The 19,934-nt window shown below is 38.3% G+C and carries 19 protein-coding genes; 9 read left to right on the forward strand and 10 right to left on the reverse strand.

Annotated elements, in window-relative coordinates; all coding sequences use genetic code 11:
- Positions 1-21: 21 nt before the first annotated feature.
- Entirely contained in the window at positions 22-171 is a 150-nt protein-coding gene (locus ACX9YW_RS16025; protein ID WP_460348199.1) for a hypothetical protein, read from the reverse strand.
- On the opposite strand from ACX9YW_RS16025, the gene ACX9YW_RS16030 reads away from it, so the two are divergent.
- On the forward strand, positions 170-292 hold the full coding sequence (locus ACX9YW_RS16030; RefSeq protein ID WP_460348201.1) for a hypothetical protein: 123 nt from the start codon (positions 170-172) through the stop codon (positions 290-292). The two genes, ACX9YW_RS16025 and ACX9YW_RS16030, sit on opposite strands and share 2 nt — an antisense overlap.
- A 27-nt stretch (positions 293-319) precedes the next feature.
- The gene (locus ACX9YW_RS16035) at positions 320-529 is read left to right on the forward strand and encodes a hypothetical protein (protein WP_460348204.1); all 210 of its coding nucleotides are present in this window, start codon (positions 320-322) and stop codon (positions 527-529) included.
- Between the two features lie 69 nt (positions 530-598).
- Here the strand turns inward: ACX9YW_RS16035 and ACX9YW_RS16040 are convergent, their stop codons facing one another.
- Complete coding sequence (locus ACX9YW_RS16040) at positions 599-1,468, reverse strand: alpha/beta hydrolase (RefSeq protein ID WP_460348206.1); 870 nt, start codon at positions 1,466-1,468, stop codon at positions 599-601.
- Between the two features lie 199 nt (positions 1,469-1,667).
- On the opposite strand from ACX9YW_RS16040, the gene ACX9YW_RS16045 reads away from it, so the two are divergent.
- Positions 1,668-2,882 (forward strand): amidohydrolase, encoded by a 1,215-nt coding sequence (locus ACX9YW_RS16045; RefSeq protein ID WP_460348209.1) that lies wholly within the window; start codon positions 1,668-1,670, stop codon positions 2,880-2,882.
- A 36-nt stretch (positions 2,883-2,918) separates the two neighbouring features.
- Here ACX9YW_RS16045 and ACX9YW_RS16050 read toward each other — a convergent pair whose 3' ends face one another.
- From ACX9YW_RS16050 to ACX9YW_RS16080, 7 genes are all read right to left on the reverse strand, one after another.
- Positions 2,919-4,217: an SLC5/6 family protein gene (locus ACX9YW_RS16050; RefSeq protein ID WP_460348212.1), complete on the reverse strand. Its 1,299-nt coding sequence runs from the start codon at positions 4,215-4,217 to the stop codon at positions 2,919-2,921.
- Complete coding sequence (locus ACX9YW_RS16055; RefSeq protein ID WP_460348215.1) at positions 4,214-4,906, reverse strand: response regulator transcription factor; 693 nt, start codon at positions 4,904-4,906, stop codon at positions 4,214-4,216. Before ACX9YW_RS16055 ends, ACX9YW_RS16050 begins: the two co-directional genes overlap by 4 nt.
- Positions 4,903-5,670, reverse strand: a complete 768-nt coding sequence (locus tag ACX9YW_RS16060) for a sensor histidine kinase (RefSeq protein WP_460348218.1) — start codon at positions 5,668-5,670, stop codon at positions 4,903-4,905. The genes ACX9YW_RS16055 and ACX9YW_RS16060 overlap by 4 nt, the downstream gene beginning before the upstream one ends.
- Before the next feature lie 69 nt (positions 5,671-5,739).
- Positions 5,740-6,735 (reverse strand): ABC transporter ATP-binding protein, encoded by a 996-nt coding sequence (locus tag ACX9YW_RS16065; RefSeq protein ID WP_460348221.1) that lies wholly within the window; start codon positions 6,733-6,735, stop codon positions 5,740-5,742.
- Between the two features lies 1 nt (position 6,736).
- Positions 6,737-7,750 carry an ABC transporter ATP-binding protein gene (locus ACX9YW_RS16070; protein WP_460348223.1) on the reverse strand — a complete coding sequence of 338 codons (1,014 nt, stop codon included), beginning with the start codon at positions 7,748-7,750 and terminating at the stop codon, positions 6,737-6,739.
- A 14-nt stretch (positions 7,751-7,764) separates the two neighbouring features.
- Positions 7,765-8,685, reverse strand: a complete 921-nt coding sequence (gene nikB, locus ACX9YW_RS16075; protein ID WP_460348226.1) for a nickel ABC transporter permease — start codon at positions 8,683-8,685, stop codon at positions 7,765-7,767.
- Between the two features lie 22 nt (positions 8,686-8,707).
- Positions 8,708-9,610, reverse strand: coding sequence for an ABC transporter permease (locus ACX9YW_RS16080; protein WP_460348229.1), 903 nt, complete (start codon positions 9,608-9,610; stop codon positions 8,708-8,710).
- Positions 9,611-9,864: 254 nt separating this feature from the next.
- Here ACX9YW_RS16080 and ACX9YW_RS16085 point away from each other — a divergent pair, with 254 nt between their 5' ends.
- From ACX9YW_RS16085 to ACX9YW_RS16095, 3 genes are all read left to right on the forward strand, one after another.
- Positions 9,865-11,433, forward strand: coding sequence for a glutathione ABC transporter substrate-binding protein (locus ACX9YW_RS16085; protein ID WP_460348232.1), 1,569 nt, complete (start codon positions 9,865-9,867; stop codon positions 11,431-11,433).
- 108 nt (positions 11,434-11,541) lie between these two features.
- Entirely contained in the window at positions 11,542-12,780 is a 1,239-nt protein-coding gene (locus ACX9YW_RS16090) for an amidohydrolase family protein (RefSeq protein ID WP_460348235.1), read from the forward strand.
- Positions 12,781-12,792: 12 nt separating this feature from the next.
- A complete protein-coding gene (locus tag ACX9YW_RS16095; RefSeq protein WP_460348237.1) occupies positions 12,793-14,013 on the forward strand; it encodes an amidohydrolase in 1,221 nt (406 codons plus the stop codon).
- Positions 14,014-14,062: 49 nt separating this feature from the next.
- Here the strand turns inward: ACX9YW_RS16095 and ACX9YW_RS16100 are convergent, their stop codons facing one another.
- Positions 14,063-15,787, reverse strand: coding sequence for a PucR family transcriptional regulator (locus ACX9YW_RS16100; protein ID WP_460348240.1), 1,725 nt, complete (start codon positions 15,785-15,787; stop codon positions 14,063-14,065).
- 233 nt (positions 15,788-16,020) lie between these two features.
- On the opposite strand from ACX9YW_RS16100, the gene ACX9YW_RS16105 reads away from it, so the two are divergent.
- Genes ACX9YW_RS16105 through ACX9YW_RS16115 form a run of 3 tightly spaced genes read left to right on the forward strand, consistent with a single transcriptional unit; the run spans position 16,021 to position 19,879 of the window.
- Positions 16,021-16,905 carry an oxamate carbamoyltransferase subunit AllH family protein gene (locus ACX9YW_RS16105; protein ID WP_460348243.1) on the forward strand — a complete coding sequence of 295 codons (885 nt, stop codon included), beginning with the start codon at positions 16,021-16,023 and terminating at the stop codon, positions 16,903-16,905.
- Complete coding sequence (fdrA, locus tag ACX9YW_RS16110) at positions 16,902-18,449, forward strand: acyl-CoA synthetase FdrA (protein WP_460348246.1); 1,548 nt, start codon at positions 16,902-16,904, stop codon at positions 18,447-18,449. The genes ACX9YW_RS16105 and fdrA overlap by 4 nt, the downstream gene beginning before the upstream one ends.
- Positions 18,450-18,451: 2 nt before the next feature.
- Entirely contained in the window at positions 18,452-19,879 is a 1,428-nt protein-coding gene (locus ACX9YW_RS16115) for a YlbE family protein (protein ID WP_460348249.1), read from the forward strand.
- The last annotated feature ends 55 nt before the right edge of the window (positions 19,880-19,934 follow it).

Consider the following 19,934-nt stretch of genomic DNA (forward strand, 5'->3'; position numbering starts at 1 on the left):
ACTGCTAATTCCTATATGCTGTTAATAAGCTGGTCTAGAGGATAAAGTAACGATTAGCCATGCTTTCTCCCTTGCTTCATTAGCAGAAGGCAAGGCTGTAGAATTGGCCAATCGTCTAGCCACATTAGGAATCTCCATTGCAACATCTGTTCCAATCGGTAGAATTGTCATGCCAATCCCTTTGCTCCAAAAGCAGGGAGTAAATATTTTACTTGGGAATGATAGTATTACCGATCACTGGTCACCATTTGGAATTGGCGATATTCTTCAAAAGGCCCATCTTGCAGCATAATTGTATAATTGGAGCAATGAATACAATTTGTCTCGGTCATTATCACTAGCTACAGGTGGAATTACTCCATTAGATGAAAATGGAAAACAAGTTTGGCCAAAGATTGGCGACGAGGCATCAGCTGTCCTTGTCCCTGCTAGCTGTTCAGCAGAAGCTGTAGCCCGATTGCCAAAGCGAGTTGCGGTACTCCATAAGGGCAATTTGGCTTCTGGTTCTTTAGAAAGAAGTGGAGACTAAGTCTCTTTGTGAAAGTTTTTATCAAAAAAAGCCAATTGGCATATTCAATTGGCTTTTTTGGAATTCATACTATAGCGATACCTTTAGAAATTCTATGACTTGTCTTAAGGCATCCTGAACAATTGGATCACTAAAGTTTTTTTCAAAAACATGTTCCCCGTTAGGAATCGTAACGAATCTAGTTGTTACTCCTTTTTTCAGCAAAGCCGCCCGCATAAAAACGGATTGCTCATAGGGAACATCCGTATCAGCAGTTCCATGCAAAAATAGCGTAGGTGGAAACTCTTGATCGACCGAGTGAATCGGACACAGATTGACGATAGCTTCTCTATCAAAAGAGGGATTAAGACCGGTAATCTCTTGAACCCACATCCCTTGCTGTCTAGCATACAAATAGATAAGATAACGTTTTTCCACTGGCCCTTCGGAAATAACATCCTCTGATAAAAGAGTCATGGCAAGTTCATGAGGAATCAATTCCTTTTGACGATAAATAGTACTTGGATTAATAGCCCATTTGGCACTAATATCCCCATAGCCATAAAAAGAGACAATGGCAGATGGTTTAATATTAAAAGTACCCGTATGAAGAGCTAAAAAACCACCTGCTGAACCACCTACTACCGCTATCTTGTCTGGATTGATTGAAAATTGATTAACCCCTTCAGTCTTTAGCCAAATAAAGGCATCTTCTACATCCTTAAGAATGTCGGTTAATTTAGTTTCAGGTGCCAGCCTATAATCGATAGAAAAGATGGCGAAACCGTTGTCTTTATATATCTTGATCATTTCTTCACTAATATCTTCCCTTGATCCCCAAATTAACCCACCGCCATGAATATAAACGATTACAGGTGCGGAATCGCTTCCAGTTCCATAAAAATCTGCCTTAAGTTTAAAATAAGAGTCTTTCTTATATATAATGGTTTTCTTGATCATCACCATTTCACTCCCAAGTATGTCGTCCTATAGTATCCTAAGCCATCTTTTCTTATTTTGTCAAAAGTAGAAATGTTTCAAAAAAGGCTAATAATTTTGACAATACAAACATACAACTTTTTTCTATAATTAAAATAAAGTTCAAAGAAAATGACCGCATTGGGTTCGATATTCTTATGACAAAAAAGGAGGAAAAAGAATGTTTTGGCTGAAAAATGTAAGATTAGAAACAGGTTATGAAAAATCAAATAATGATGTTGTCGGAACCATGACAGAACTATTTGATTTGTTAATAGTGGATGGAACAATTTCGAAAATAGTGAAATCAGCAGATAATAAATTGGATGATTTACTAGTAATGGAAGATCAAGGAATGCTTCTATTACCATCGTTTGTCGAAAAACACGTCCATCTGGATAAGACGTTAATGGGGGATAATTGGCTGGCCAATATTCCAGCGAAAAATGTTGTTGGCCGATGTGAGATTGAAAAAAATGTTTTAGCTTCGCTTCCAACTTCTACTCAAGAGCGAGCTGAAGTTTTACTAGGACGATTGCTTGATTTTGGTTCAACCCATATTCGTACACATGTCGATATCTATCCAGAAGTGGGCTTGAAGAATTTGGAAGGTGTGAAACGAGCACTTGAAACATTTTCGAATAAGGTTAGCTCCGAAATAGTTGCCTTTGCCCAACACGGTTTGCTTCGTTCCAATTCTGCAAAGCTTGTCAGAGAGGCGGTTAGAAACGGGGCGGGAATTGTTGGATCTGTGGATCCGGCAACGGTTGATAACAATATTGAAGCTTCGCTAGTCGAGTTAATGGATATAGCCGTTGAGGGTAATGCTAATATTGATTTACATTTACATGATCCAGGTCATCTTGGAACTTTCACGATGAGGAGGCTTGCCTATTTAACAAAGCAAGCAGGCTGGGAAGGGCGAGTGGCTGTTAGTCATGCATTTGGGCTAGGCGATGTATCCACAGCTGAAGCCTATGAAATGGCGCAAGTTTTAAAAGAAGCAGGGATTTCCATCGTCACAAGCGTACCAATCGGACGCAATATTCCACCTGTTAATCTACTAACAGAATGCGGAGTGGAAGTCGCTGTGGGTAACGATAATATTTTCGATACATGGTCCCCTCTTGGAAATGGTGATGTTTTAGAGAGACTCTGCCGCTTAATTGAAAAGTATAGATGGACGAATGAATTCGCCCTTTCGCAATCACTGAAATATATTACTGGTGGGTTAACGCCTTTAAATAAAGAAGGAATTCAAGTTTGGCCAAAGGTAGGGGATGTGGCTAACATGGTATTAATCGAGGCAAGTTGTTCAGCAGAAGCAGTTGCCAGACGATCAAAGCGTCAGGCTGTTTTCTATAAAGGGAATCTCGTAACCGGTTTATTAAATTAACATGTTTTTCATTTGCCAAAAAGGGATGAATGCTATTCATCCCTTTTTAAACGATTGGTATGCTTTAAAAGTTAAACAAATCGCAATCGAAATGAGAAAGCTAATCCAAATTCCGATTAAATGGCTGGAATACGAAGTTAATATATACCCACCGGCTGTCCCCATAAACGAAGCAAACGGTATAATAGCAGGCAGTTGCTGTTTACTTAATATGATATAGAGCATTGGTCCTATCATAGAACTATAAATATTTCCAAAGAAAAATAATAATTCAAGCGGGTTAGGCGTCAACAAACTAACAATGATTAATAAAAATAGACAGATTGTACCAGCAAAAAGATAGGTGAAGCTCCATCTTTCGCGATTAGTCAGTTTGCGAAATACTTCTAATACATTACGAACAAGTAGAGTTGAAGTGGCGTGGATTTCCGCACTAATCGCAGATGAGATCGCACTAAAGCAAAATAAAACAAACAAGACGATTAGAACCGTAGATTGGATTTTTTCGATTAGTTTAAAAATCAAAGAGTAAATGTTTTCATAGCTTCTACCAAAAATGATAATCATCAATAATGACGATAAGGCAAGCGGAATGGTAGCCCAAATAATTCCGGCTAACGTAAAGGTAAGCTTAATCTTTTCTTTACTGATCATATATACTCGTTGCCAAGTGGCACGATCGATTAGCATTTGTCCAAAGCCAATTAAGATCGCTGTAAAAATAAACAAAATGGCTTCATGATTTTTTATATATAACAAATAAGGGTGGTAAAGCTTGATTCCTTCATAAACAGGATAGACTCCTTCTTGAATATAAAAGTAAACAGGAATAATGATGACGGCACCAAAAATCAGAGCAACATTGATGCCTGCCAACTGATGAATTCTTTGAATCCCACCGACACCGCCAACGAAAAAACAAAAGCTTAAAAATAATAGCATTCCGACAAAAATAGGAAATGGGGAAATCATATGGAGTAAGATCCCTGCACCCATGGCCTGTACAAATAATGAATCCATACTTGTAATCAAAAGAATGGTGATCATATACCAATAGCCTAATGGGGTTAGTTTTTGACGTAATATATCACCAATCGTTAAATGTTCAGGATACTTTTCACGGATTTTTTTGGCGATAAACCCAAATAAAATAAGAGCTAATGCACCCATAAGAGAGTAGCCAATTCCGCCAGTTAATCCATATTTGATTAACGTTTCTGGTGAGGAAAGAATCGTATTTCCAGTTACCCATCTGGCTAATAAACTAACGACTCCAAATCCTACCCCGAGCTTAATTGCTCCAGCAATATAAAATTCATAGTCACTACGCTTCAACGGTAAATCTCCTTTAAACGGTATTCCCGAGGCGATTGTCCAGTCACCTTCCGAAAAATTTGACTAAAATAGTGCTGACTGTTAAATCCACATCTTTCTGAGATGGCATTTATACTTAAATCAGGAAAATCAATTAACATCTTTTGGGCTTCTTTTAGACGATAATCATTTAAGTATTCAGAAAAGCCCATGCCAACCTCTTCATGAAACTTTCTACTTAAATAGGCAGCATTAATATGAATTTTAGATGCTAAATAATTTAAGGTTAACTTTTCACTGTATTCCTGCTTTATAATTTGTAGGGCCATGATTATTTGTTCAGAGTATCTCCCGACTCTATCGTAACGTGCCAATACCGCTAATAGTTCCTCTTCAATGACGGGCTTAGTAATATAATCGACGACCCCAAGTCGTATTGACTTTTTGGCATATTCGAAATTCTGGAAAGCAGTGACCATGATGATATCCATTGTATTAGATTCCGAAAGCTCCGCTGCTAAATCTAAACCGGATTTACCAGGGAGTCCAATATCAAGAAATGATAAATGGATATTTTGCTGTTTTACCATTTGTAGTGCTTTGGAAGCATCCCCAGCTTTAAATATTTGCCAATTAGGAAATTTCTTCAGTAATAAATATTCGAGTTGCTCTAATTCAAGTGGCTCGTCATCGACTAACAGAATGTTCAATTTTTTTGCACCTCTTTATAATCTGTTTTCATAACAAAAGGAAAAACTGCGATAACCTTGGTACCACCGTAGTCATTCGATAATTGTAAATCTGATTGTGAATTTGGAAACAGAAGCTCAAGCCTTTTAACGATATTTTCTAAACCAATTCCACCATTGGGAGAGCCCTGTGAGTCACTTTCATTGGAGCTGTTCCAAACAATGATCTGTACTTCTTTTTCGATTTTCTTAATATAAATTTTTAACAATGCATCTCCGGAATATTTTTCAAACGAGTGCTTAAAGGCATTTTCTACAAGCGTTTGAATTAAAAACGGGATAATAATGGCTTGTTTAACAACTGGTTCTGTCTGTATTTCATAGTGCAGTCGATCGCGAAATCTTGTTTTTTGGATGTCTAAATAGTAGCCTAGGTATGTCAATTCTTCCTCAATTGTTATAAAGGTATCACTCGTTTGATACTTAAATTTCAGCAACTTTGAGAGCGTTTCAATAGAACGAATTAATTCGTTTTTCCGATCTAACCTTGCTAAGCTAAGTATCGAGTTTAATGTGTTAAAAAAGAAGTGGGGTTGGATCTCTTGGTTTAATTGATTATAAAGAGCTGTTTGCAATTCTCTTTCAAGGGCTATTTCACGTGTTTGTTGTTCCAATAAGTCGATTCGTTTTTCAAAAATAAATAGAAATAATAAAGTAAAGGCACCTAATAAAGGGGCCAATACACATAACATAATGTAAATGGAGAAAGGTTCAATTGTAAGCATCGGACTAAATTCTCCGTTTCCTAAAAATGATAGAAAAAAGGGAGGATAGAATCTCCCTTTAATAAGTTTTTATTGTACTATTTCTTCGACAAGATGACAGCTAACAAAATGATTTTTTGCTAATTTTCGCAAAGCCGGTTCTTCCTTTTTACATTTTTCTGTTGCAAATGGGCAGCGTGTATGAAAGCGACATCCCGCTGGAGGATTAATTGGTGAAGGGACGTCTCCAGTTAAAATTACGCGTTCCCGTTGCATGGTTGGATTTGGAACGGGTATCGAGGATAACAATGCTTTTGTATATGGATGAAGGGGTGAATCAAAAAGATCCTTTTTCTCCGCGATTTCCACCACTTTACCTAAATACATCACCATCACTCGATCTGAAATGTGACGTACAACACTCAAATCATGTGAAATAAACAAAAACGTTAACTGGAACTGTCTTTGTAACTTTTTCAATAAGTTCAGTATCTGAGCTTGAATCGATACATCCAGAGCTGAAACGGCTTCATCACAAATAATTAACTTAGGATTTACTGCTAGTGCCCTGGCAATACCGATTCGTTGTCGTTGTCCACCGCTAAATTCGTGAGGATAACGATCAAGGGCTTCAGGAGGTAGTCCCACATATTGGAGTAATTCGAGCATCCGCTCCATTCTTTTAGACTTTTCAACGACCTTTTGAATAGCCATCGCTTCATTTAAAATTTGTTTTATCGTTTGCCGTGGGTTCAAGGAGGCAAACGGATCTTGGAAAATCACTTGCAAATCTCCACGCAGCTTACGCATATCTTTTTGCTTCATTTCTAGTATATTTTGCCCATCAAAAAAAACTTTACCATCTGTTGGTTCATCCAATCGTAAAATGGCTCGGCCAGTGGTAGATTTGCCACAGCCAGATTCACCTACAATACTAAGTGTTTCGCCCTCGAAAAGTTCAAAGGAGACATCATCGACGGCTCTAACGTACGTCCTAGGTTTAAAAATGGATTCCGCTTTAACGGGAAAATATTGTTTCAGATGATCTACTTTTAGTAATATTTTTTTCTCGATAGTCTGCTCCATTTTAGATCCCCCTCACTTTTTCGACTTGACTTGTCCATTCTTCACTGTATATCCAGCATCTTACTGTAGAGCCATCCCTATTCTCAATTAATTCTGGTTGTAAGGAAGTGCAAATCGGCTTCCTTAATGGGCATCTTGAAGCAAATCGGCAACCGGCTGGCATATTATATGGGCTTGGCACACTTCCTTCGATCGTTTGTAATTCATCCTGATCTTCATAAATATTAGGCAGGGAAGCGAGCAATCCTTGTGTATATGGGTGCTTCGGATTCATATATAATTGTTCCGTTGTCGCATATTCGACAATGTTTCCAGCATACATTACAGCGACTTTATCGCAAGTTTCAGCTACGACTCCTAAATCATGAGTAATCATAATGACACCCATACCAATTTTGGATTGCAATTCTTTAATTAACGCCAAAATTTGTGCTTGGATCGTTACATCAAGTGCCGTTGTCGGTTCATCAGCAATTAAAACCTCGGGTGTACAGGCAAGGGCCATCGCAATCATAACGCGCTGACGCATTCCCCCACTTAGCTGGAAAGGCTCTTGCTTCGCTCTTTTTTCTGGAGAAGGAATTCCAACGAGCTTAAGCATTTCCACTGATTTCGCCCATGCTTCCTTTTTCCCCAGCCTTTGATGTAATCTTAACGCTTCCGCAATTTGTTCGCCGACTGGGATAACCGGATTCAAAGATGTCATTGGTTCCTGAAAGATCATTGAGATTTCATTTCCTCGAACCTTGCGCATTTCTTCTTCAGATAAAGTCACTAAGTCTTTTCCTTTAAAAAGAACCGATCCCCCCGCGATTTTTCCAGGGGGGGAGGCGATAAGTCGAAGGATTGACAGGGAAGTGATACTTTTACCACAACCAGATTCTCCAACAATGCCTAAAGTTTCTCCTTTATGGAGCGTAAAGTCTATTCCATCTACGGCCTTGCTTACCCCACGTTTAGTTGTAAAATATGTTTTTAATCCTTTAACTTCTAATATTGGGTTGTTATTAGTCACGTGATCACCGCCTATTAATTTATTTCAATTCGTTTGTTAAAAAATCGATAGAATATATCCACGAACAAGTTGACGATAACGAAAATGAGGGCCGCAAACAATACTCCCCCTTGTACCATAGGAAGGTCACGCATTTTGATGGAATCGACAATCATTCGACCAAGCCCGTTAATGGCAAATATAGATTCAACTAAAACCGTTCCGCCAAGTAATGATCCAAATTGTAGACCTACCACGGTAATAACAGGAATTAGAGCATTTCTTAAAGCATGTTTATAAATAATCAGACGTTCACGAAGTCCTTTAGATCGTGCTGTTCGTATATAATCCTGACGAATGACATCTAGCATACTCGATCTGGTCATTCTTGCAACAATTGCGGCACCACCAGCACCTAATGTTAATGCCGGTAAAATCACATGTCGCAAGCTATCCCATCCGGCAACCGGTAATATTTGCAGTTTGACTGAGAAGAAATACATGAGCATTAATCCGAACCAGAAGCTAGGTAAAGAAATTCCGATAAGCGCAACAAGCATGACTCCAACATCTTGCATAGAATAAGGCTTCACGGCAGAAATGATTCCAGCGCTCATGCCTAAAATAATCGTGATCAGGATACTATAAAACGATAATTCCAATGTAATCGGAAGTCTTACTAGTATTTCATCAAGAACTGGCTGACTATTTTTCAAGGAAACTCCTAAATCCCCCTGGAAAATATTCATTAAATATTCAAAGTACTGAACAAATAAAGGGCGATTTAAGCCTAATTGTTCCCGAATTGCTTCAATCGTTTCTTTCGATGCCCCTTCACCTGCAAGCAGGACAGCCGGATCCCCAGGGACAAGCTGCATGATAAAGAATACAACGAAAGTAACTCCAATAATAACTGGTACTGTTTGAACTAATCGTCTCAAAATAAACATTAACATCGTACAAACCCCCTCAAAAAAATTATTTTTTCATTCTAGGATCAAAGGCATCGCGCAAGCCGTCTCCGAAAATATTAAAACCTAGAACGAGAATGGAAATAGTCATACCGGGAAATAACGCAATATATGGTGCAGAGAATAAGAAATCACGTCCATTGGAAAGCATCGTTCCCCATTCAGGTGATGGTGGCTGTGCTCCAAGTCCCAAAAAAGACAAGCCGGCAGCCGAGAGAATCGCCGTAGCTAAACGAAGTGTTCCTTGGACGATAATAGGTGAAAGAATATTTGGGAAGATGTGTTTTACAATGATCGTAAAATCATTTGCCCCAAGGGAACGAATTGCATCAATATACTCAAGTCGTTTGACCTCTAAAGTAGAACCGCGAACAATTCGGGCAAACAATGGAACCGAGAAAGCACCTACCGCAATCGTCACGTTAATCAAGCTTGGGCCAAGTGCACTAATAATCGCTAAAGCTAAAAGAATTCCTGGAAAGGCAAGCATGACGTCCATGATACGCATAATAATTGAGTCAACCCATTTACCATAGTAACCTGCAATAAGTCCAAAAATAATTCCGAAAAATGCACCAAAGGCAACTGCTGCAAAACCTACTCCCATCGATAGACGCGAGCCATAAAGAATTCTACTTAAAATATCTCTTCCTTTATCATCGGTTCCCATCCAATGTTCTAAAGAAGGTGGAGACAGCTTATTTTCTAGCTTAATTTCAAATGGATCGTGGGGAGCGAGTACCGGAGCAAAGAGAGCAACGAAAATATAGAAAAGAATAATAATTGCTCCAACCATTGCCGCTTTGTTTAACATCATAATAGAAAGGAAATCCTTCCATTTTGACTCTTTTGGTTGAATTTGGGTTGGTTGAGCCAACATTTCTGATTGTGTTTTTACTTCAACTGACATGTTTAATCCCTCCTAACTGATTCCTCCAATTCAAATAAAACTAAATTTGATGGATTAGATACAAATTATCAAATTTAGTTCGAAAGTAAATAATTTTCAAATTATTTGTCGAAATAGTTAAAAAACGTGTAAATATTCTGTAAATATTCCAGTCAATCATCTTCTATAATGCAAATAAGCATTTGCGAAAGGGTGGGAATAACCCAAACGTTTAAATGTCAGAATTTTAAAAACTTAAAAGGGAGGAAATAAACATGAAAAGAAGAATACGAAATGGAATTTTGTTTGTTTTAATCGGATTAATGATGGTGTTTTCGTCAGCTTGTTCGACGAAATCAAACAATTCTAAAGAGGCTGCTAATCAAGCAGGAGAAACAAAGGGAGGGGGAACGTTAACGGTAGTTCGGCTATCTGATGCAACGAAATTAGATCCACATTTTATTACTGATATTCCATCTGCCAATATCGTCTATCAAAAAGTATATGAGGGACTAGTAGCACCTGACAAAGATATGAACATTCAACCACTTCTTGCGAAAGAGTGGACAATTATCGATGATACAACTTGGGAATTTAAACTCCAAGAAGGAGTAACCTTCCACGATGGAGAAACATTCAATGCAGAGGCTGTCAAGACGACATTCGACCGCTTACTAGATCCAAACACAGGTTCACCACAATATGAAAAGTTTGCCATGATTAATGAAGTAAAAGTAATCGATGATTACACAGTACAGCTAAAACTTGATTATCCATATGCTCCACTTCTATCGATTTTAGCTAGTAATGAAGGAAGTATCATTAGCCCTAAAGCTATCAAGGAGAATCCGGAAACATTAGCCCAGCATCCAGTTGGGACAGGTCCATTTGTATTTGAAGCTTGGAAAACCGGTCAAGAAATTTCTTTAACTAAAAATGAAAATTATTGGGGAGAAAAAGCGAAGATTGACCGTGTTGTCTTTAAAGTAGTACCGGAAGATGCAACAAGACTTGCCATGCTTGAAACAGGTGAAGCACAGATCAACGACCAAGTTCCTGTAACCGAAATTGAGCGCATTGAAGCATCTAATTCTATGGGACTTTATCGTACGGAAGGGCTTGCAGTAGAATTTGTTGGTTTTAATACGAAGAAAAAGCCATTGAACGATGTGCGTGTTCGTAAAGCTATTAGCTATGCTATTGAAAGAGAAGCTATTATAAGCGGCGTTTATAACAATGTTGGTACTTTAGCAAACGCAGCAATGAGTCCGAAAGTTTTTGGACACAGTGATAACGTTAAGCCATATGATTATGATTTAAATGAAGCCAAGAAACTCTTGAAGGAAGCAGGCTATGAAAATGGTCTCGAGCTTTCCCTGCTAACAAGTGACCGCAAAGAACGAATCAATATGGCCGAAGTTATTCAATCTCAATTAAAAGGGATTGGTGTCAATGTGAAGATTCAAGTAATGGAGTACGGAGCATTTATTGGTATGATCGAAAAAGCTGATCATGATTTATTTATAAGCGGTTGGGGAAATGCAACTGGAGATGGGGACTATAATCAATACAATCTATTCCATTCTGCATCCCAAGGTGCTCCTGGAAACCATTTCTACTACAGTAATCCTAAAGTAGATCAATTGATTGAAGCAGCTCGACAGGAAACGGATAACGATAAACGTAAACAATTATATGAACAAGTTATGCAAATGGAATTGGAGGATGCCGTCTATATTCCAATCAGAAACTATGAACATATAGCTGCATACAGTAAAAATGTAAGTGGCTTCTGGCTAAACCCTGCTAGCTATTTAATGATTAACGATGTCGTTATTAAGTAAATAGTTTAGTAGAATTTTATTAAATATCTAATCTAAGTTAAAGAGAGAAAAGTACTTTTGCAACTTCAAAAGTACTTTTCCTTCATTTGCTAAATAGGAGGAGCTCGTATGTGTACTCTATGGATCACGAATGTCCGTTTAGAAAAAGGGTTTATTTATGAAAATGACAGAGTTGTTGGCACTGAGACAGAAATTTGCCATTTGAAAATAGTAGACGGGAAAATTTCTGAAATCACTCAGCAGGTACCGGATTATACAGAAAACCAAATCGATGCCAATGGACAATTGCTTCTTCCATCTTTAAGGGACATGCATATTCATATCGACAAAACTTATTACGGTGGGCCATGGAAAGCTTGTACGCCCATTACTAAAGGAATTTTTACTAGATTAGAAGAAGAAAAAGAACTTTTGCCGAAGCTACTTCCTACTGCACAAGAACGTGCCGAAAAAATGATTGAGTTGTATTTGAAACATGGACACACCCATATTCGTACTCATTGCAACGTGGATCCAGTTATTGGATTGGGAAACCTTGAAGCGACAGTAAATGCGCTAAAAAAATATGAAGACGTGCTTACATATGAAATCGTCGCTTTCCCACAGCATGGGTTGCTTAGAAGTGATTCTGTACAATTAATACGTGATGCGATGAAAAATGGAGCAACTTTAGTTGGCGGGGTTGACCCGGCAACGGTTGATAGAAACATTGAAAAATCATTGGCAACTATTTTTGAAATAGCGGTTGAATATAACAAAGGTGTCGACATTCATCTTCATGACCCGAATTCACTAGGTGCTTTTACCTTTGAAAGAATGGCGCATTATACTGGTGATGCAGGTCTTAAAGGTAGAGCTACCATTAGCCATGGTATTGCATTAGGAGATCTACAAGGAGAGGCCCTAACAGAAATGGCTGCTATCTTAAAAGAGCAAGAAATAGATGTCACGACCACTGTCCCGGTTAATCGCCCAACCATTCCAATTCCAACACTTGATCAACTAGGAATTAAGATATCTACCGGGCACGATAGTATTACTGACCACTGGTCGCCATTTGGTACGGGAAATTCAATTCAGAAGTTAGGCGTATTAGCGGAAAGATTTCGAATGATTGATGAATATTCACTTAATCGAGCATTAAAGTATGCCTCTGGTGGTGTGACCCCATTAAATGAACAAGGTGACCGGGTATGGCCGAAGGTTGGCGATAATGCGACGATGATGCTTGTGAATGCAACTTGCTCTGCTGAAGCCATTGCCAGAAGAGCTTCAGTGGAGGCTTTGTTTTTTAAAGGGAAAAAAGTAGAAAGTAAATTGAATGAAACAAATGCCGCTCAGGTTTAGGAGGATATTAATATGACGACTTCCTATTGGTTAACGAATGTTCGACTAGAAACGGGATATGTTCAAGATGAAAATGGTGCCTATGCTACGAAAACAGGGCTTTTTCATTTGAAATTTGAAAATGGAAAAATCATTGAGAAACAAGGAGATAACATTGCGGTCCCTTTAGGGGAGAAAACGGTTAATGCTAAAGGATTGTTGGCGATGCCTTCTTTTAAAGAAATGCATAATCACTTAGATAAAACGTATCTTTCACTTGATTGGACGGCTTGTACCCCTGTGAAAAACTTGAGAGAGCGCTTGCAATTAGAAGCACTTGAACTAGAAGAACTTGCAGGAACAGCTAAACAAAGAGCAAGTAAGATGATTGAATTACTCCTCTCACATGGAGCATCACATATTCGCAGCCATGTCAACATTGATCCATATATCGGTTTAAAGAATTTAGAAGGGATTCGTACAGCTTTAGAGGCTTATTCCGATAAACTCACTTATGAGATTGTCGCTTTCCCACAACACGGACTTTTTCGTGGTAATGTGATTTCTCTCATAAAGGAAGCAATGCGATCAGGAGCAGACATCGTTGGAGGCCTAGACCCAGCGGGAATTGACCGCAATATCGAAAAATCCCTCTATGAAACAATGAACTTAGCAACAGAATTTGATGCCGATATTGATATCCATCTTCATGATGGTGGTCATGTTGGTTTTTATACTATTGATAAGTTAACTGAATTGGTTGAAGAAGCAAAATGGCATAATCGTGCGGCTGTTAGTCATGCGTTTAGTTTAGGTGATGTGCCTGTAACACAACAAGAGGAGATGGCTACGAAGTTAGGTGAATTAGGAATGTCAATTATGTCAACGATTCCAATTAATCGTGTATTTCCTCCCATCGATTTATTAGATCGAAAAGGAGTAAAGGTCTACTTAGGCTGCGATGGATTCTATGATTCTTGGTCTCCGTATGGTACGGGCGATCTTTTAGAAAAAGTAACACGTTATTGTGAGCTTTACCGTAGAAGTGATGAAATATCGTTGAGTCAGTCACTTAAATTCGCAACAGGCGGGCTAATCAGCTTAACGACAGATGGTGAAGTTGCTTGGCCTCTTGAAGGTGATGAGGCTAATCTTGTTCTTGTTGATGCCTCGTGCACGGCTGAGGCAGTTGCCAGAACTCCGAAACGGGAAGCGGTCATTTTCAGAGGAAAAGTAGTATCGGGACAAATATAAGTAAAAGGGAAGGAAGCCTTGTTTCAAATTGAGGCTTCCTTCCTTTTGCTTACATATTCTCATGCCAACTGCCTTTTTGAAAGCTCTTATTAAGAAGTCTAAAAATTTTTAATGACAATTGGATTTGCAAGAGCTCCTCTGAGTTTTTTAAATCGCTATTTAAGATCTCCTTAATCTTTTCAATCCGATAAATGAGTGTATTTCGATGCAAAAACATTGCTTTGGCGGTTTCGCTTATATTTAGATTATTGCTGAAAAAGTTTTCTAATGTGACAATATAGCTTGTCCCATGTAAGCGGTCATGTTCATAAATAGCACCAAGGCTTTTCATGAAAAAGCCTTCAAGCTCAAAATCTTTAATATTGGAATCTAAAAAGTGATAGACAGAATGATCTTCAAAGTGGGAGACCCCGCCTCTGTCTTCGAATTTTTGCATAAGTCTGATCGATTCATTCGCTTCAGAAAAACTTTTATGAAGAGATTGAATGGTATCATATTGACCACCTATTCCTACTAGGAACATTGTTTCCGTAACATGCTTTTTAAGTATTTCGAAAATGTCATTTCCGTATTTTTTTGCCTCATGAGTAGTAATGGTGGGTCTATTTTCATGCTGGCCTACTAAAATAATGATTCGGTTGTTTCGGTGGAAACAGGTAATTTCACCTGGAATTAAATTTGTCTGCTCATATACTAAATCCACGCATTTGCGCGCTTTATTCTCTAGTTGAACCTTCCTGGCAATAAAATCATCACTTAAATGAAGCTCTTGTGAGTCAATATTTACGACCGCACAAAAATATTTGTATTGATAATTTAAACCATGTAATTCGCTTAAAGTCTGAATCGATTCACTTGAAGTTATTTTTCCGGTTAATAAATCATCAAAGAAGTCTTGCCTGATCTTTAGCTTCACTTCCTCGATTTCCTTTGCCTTAATCCGTTCCAGTGCCATGTTAGTAGATGCCTGTTCCAAAATAATATAATCAAACTCCGATAGTTCCTTTACCGTTTGCCAAACGACTATATATCCGTAGATATGATTTGCTACTGCAACAGGTAGAATGCGGCATTTTATTTCCATACCTTCTAGATGATAGATTCGTTTAATTGATTTTTTTATTTCACTAATATTGTTAGGAATGGACTCAATGAATGACTTTTTAAATACCGAACGATTTTTAACAAGATCAAGACAATAAGCTAATGGAACCTTATTGTCCTTATGTTCCGTGAAATGCAACAACTTCCAATCCCTATCGACAAGAACGATCGGATTCATAATCGTTTCAGAAAGTAACGAAGAAATTCGTTCAATTCCACCACCCTCTAGGGTGATTCTAAAAAATAAATTATGCATATCTAAGGTTTTTCGATTTAATAAATCGTATCTGCCAGAAGCTTTCTCATTGATTATCGATATGACCTTAGAAAGAGTATATTCAAAGGGCAATTCTATAAGAGGCAGCCCTAATCTGTTTGCTTCATCGATCATATTTTGAGGGAGTTTTTCGAAATATCGTTTCATTTTCACAATTAAACCAGCACAATTAATTTCGGATAGCTCTTTAATAATTCGATTTTGCAACTCTTCATTATCTTTAAAAATATAACCTGTCGATAACAGAAGTTCGTTTGGTGACAGCCAGTCAAAAGCTTCTGGATTTTCAATGATATTCACAATGGAAATTTCATTATTTATCCCCTTATCTCCAGCAACAATTTTAAGTCCATCAATCGCTTTAATCTCAAACAAATCTTTAACTGTTAACATTATTTTCTCACTTCCTTGTCAAAGAATGATCACAGACCATTGTATACCTTGCACAAATAGGTTCGAAACTTTTTGGTTTTGGTAAACAATGATTAATTTATGCATGAAGTCTAAAATAACGATTGTAAAGCAAATTGCTTAACTATCAATTTATAGGATTTCTGTTAAATCTACAACATTAATAAGAAAAACTTTCATTATTGGAGGTAGATCATTTAAAGGAAGTGACACTAGTGACATATGCGCGATCTGGTGATGTCGATTTTATTAAGCGGATTAAAGATTCAAGTTTTAGCGGATATATCCACAGCACATTTAACCGCACGATAAATCTTCAATGCTTTGAAAATGATGAGCTATATACGATTGCATGTAACCAAATAGACAATGGCCCAAATACGCTTGTAATTGAAAGGGAACGATTTGGTGATATCGAACTTGCGGTAAATACCTCGGTAATTACTGAAAATCAAAAGTTATATATCGGCAATCAAATGGTCATATCGGTTGAAAAGGCAGAGTTGTGGGAGAGTAAACTACCTAAATATCCTACCAATCCTGAGATATTCTATAAAAATATTTCAAAAATGAAAGAGTATATTAACCTTCATGGAAAGGATGGAGGAATAAAAAAAACACTCAAACCACAAAGCCCCTTTGATACGGAGATGTCAAAAATAATCGAAGAAAGAATCTCTATGTTACATGAAGCTTTGTTAAATAAAGAAATCTCCGATGCTTCCAAGAGTGCTATTAGATTGATTGGTCTTGGTCCCGGTCTAACGCCATCAGGGGATGATTATCTAGTCGGATTATTTACTATCCTGAATATCTCTAATAGTCCGTTGTTTTGTTATCGAACTTTGGCGGATCTAGTGGTACATGAGGCCAGAACATTAACCAATGATATCAGCTATATGGCTCTAAAGAAAGCGTCAGTTGGCCAAACAAGAGAATCAATCATTCATTTAGTAAAGTCTATTTTCACTGGTAAAGATGAGGAGTTTATTCTCTCTTTAAATAAAGTATTAACTATCGGCTCAACATCCGGGACAGATATTGCCTTAGGTATTTACAACGGTTTAGTAGCCAATATGAAAGCAGGAGGTCAAGTATGACTATACAAGTATTAATTAAACCAAACACATATGTTGATTCCGTTTCTTTAATGTCCTTATCAACCAAGGCTAATCAAGTTGAAGGCGTTGACCAAGCGATCATCGCAATGGGAACGGAAATGAACAAAGAAGTCATCCGAAACGTCGGGTTAATGACTCCAGAGGTTGAGGAAGCAAAAACAAGTGACCTGATGATTGTCGTAAAGGCGGCAACTGATGAATTATGTGAAAACGCTTTCGTTCAAATTGAAGAAATATTAACGAAAAAGGACACTTCAACCGGTGGGAAAGGTGAAGTGAAATATTCCACTATTTCATCTGCTGCAAACAGTATTCCTGAAGCGAATTTTGCGGTGATTTCTGTTAACGGTGCTTATGCGGCTAGAGAAGCAAAAAAGGCGCTTGAGAATGATCTTCACGTTATGCTTTTCAGCGACAATGTAAGTATAGAAGAAGAAATCGCGTTAAAGAATCTTGCTCATGAAAAAGGCCTTTTAATGATGGGGCCAGACTGCGGTACAGCAATTATCAACAATGTTGGTTTAGCGTTTGCTAATGCAGTTAGAAATGGAAGTATTGGAATAGTTGGTGCATCTGGAACAGGTAGCCAAGAAGTAAGTGTACGTATCCATGAATTTGGCGGCGGTATCTCTCAATTAATCGGAACAGGCGGCCGTGATTTAAGTGAAGAAGTGGGCGGAATCATGATGCTTGACGGCATTAGAGCCTTAGAAGCTGACGAAGCAACGAAAGCGATTGTTCTAGTATCTAAGCCACCTGCACCAAGTGTGGAAGACAAGATTTGTGCCCAAATCAAACAATGCTCTAAGCCAGTAGTCGTTTGGTTTATTGGCGGAAACGAAGAAAAGGTTTCCGCAGCAGGTGGACATTTTGCAAAAATGTCTAAAGAAGCAGCACTAAAGGCTGTCCTGTTAACTGGCGCTGATGAGAGCAAAATCAATAAAAAAGCGCTTAACATTCCGTTAGTTCATGAAGTTCGTGCAAAATTAACTCCGGAACAGAAATACATTCGTGGCTTATTCTGTGGCGGAACTTTATGTGATGAAGCGATGTACACGGCAATGGAAAAATTCGATAATGTGTACAGCAACATTCAGAAAAATCCTGAGTACCTTTTAAAAGATAATAATGTATCCCAAGAACACACCTTTATTGATTTCGGGGATGATGAATTTACCCAAGGTAAACCACATCCGATGATTGATCCAACTACACGAATCGAAAGATTTAAGCAAGAAGCGAAAGATCCTTCTGTTGGAGTTATCGTTATGGATTTCGTACTTGGCTTCGGTTCACACGAAGATCCAGTTGGAGTGATGCTTCCACATATTATCGAAGCAAAACAACAAGCGGAACAAGAAGGTAGACATCTAGAAATTTTAGGATACATTCTTGGAACAGAATTAGACCAACAAAACTATCAAGAACAAATTGATAAATTAATAGCTTCAGGGGCAACGCATGCATCTAGTAGCCAAAACGCTGGGTTACTAGCTCGTGAATTCGTTGTGAAAGGAGAATAGTTATGACTAAAATTAACGAACTTTTCAATAGTAAAATTCATGCCATCAATGTTGGAATTGAATTTTTTAAAGATGACATCTTAAAACAAAATGCTGGTGCGACACATCTTGAATGGAAACCACCAGGTGGTGGGAAACCAGAAATCATCTCTGCTTTAGATAAGTTGGAAGACCTTAGCGTTGTCGAAAAAATTGAAGCAGCAAACAAGCTTGCTGTTGAGAGAATTATTAATTCTCAGCCAGTTCTAATCGGTTTTGAACAAGCCATTAACTGTGTTCCTGGAATGACAAAAACAACGATTCTTCATGCGGGTCCTCCAATAGCATTTGAAAACATGAGCGGTCCGATGAAAGGTGCGGTTACAGGTGCACTAGTATTCGAAGGCTTAGCTAAAGATATTGAGGATGCGTACAGAGTTGCTGCATCAGGTGAAATTACATTTGCACCATGCCATGAGCATAACTGTGTAGGTTCCATGGCTGGGGTTACCTCTGCATCGATGTATATGCATATTGTTGAGAACAAAACGTATGGAAACATTGCCTATACAAACCTAAGTGAGCAGCTATCAAAGATTTTACGTATGGGTGCAAATGATGAAAGCGTTATTAACCGACTAATTTGGATGAGAGACGTATTTGGTCCAATCCTAAGCGAAGCAATGAAGCTTCATCCAACTGGAATTGATCTACGTTTAATGCTTGCCCAAGCTCTTCATATGGGTGATGAGTGTCATAACCGTAACGTTGCTGGTACAACGCTATTAATTCAAGCATTAACCCCTTATATTTTACAAACAAGTTTCACAACGGAGCAAAAGCGTGAAGTGTTTGAGTTCGTTGCAAGTAGCGATTATTTCTCTGGACCAACTTGGATGGCCATGTCTAAGTGTGCCATGGATGCCGCTCATGGAATTGAGAATAGTACCGTTGTCACAACAATGGCTCGTAACGGGGTGGAATTCGGAATTCGCGTTAGCGGTATGGCAGGAAATACATGGTTCACAGGACCTGCTCAAAAGGTTATTGGACCAATGTTTGCTGGTTACAAGCCAGAGGATTCTGGTTTAGATATCGGTGACTCTGCGATTACAGAAACATATGGTATCGGCGGATTTGCCATGGCAGCAGCCCCTGCCATTGTCGCCCTAGTTGGAGGAACAGTAGATGAAGCTATTGGCTTCTCTACTCAAATGAAAGAAATTACAACGACTGAAAATCCAAATGTCACCATTCCATTATTAAACTTTATGGGTGTTCCAACAGGTATCGATGTTCGAAAAGTTATGCAAACAGGCATTAAGCCAGTAATCAATACGGCTATTGCTCATAAAGAGCCTGGAATCGGTATGATTGGTGCGGGTATTACGTATCCACCAGTTGAAGCATTTGAAAAAGCGATCCTAGCATTAAGTGAAAATATTAACTAGGTTTTAACGACACATGGGGGAAGCTAGCAAATACTAGGTTTCCCTGGTGTCTCCC

Source organism: Pseudoneobacillus rhizolycopersici (assembly GCF_054786815.1).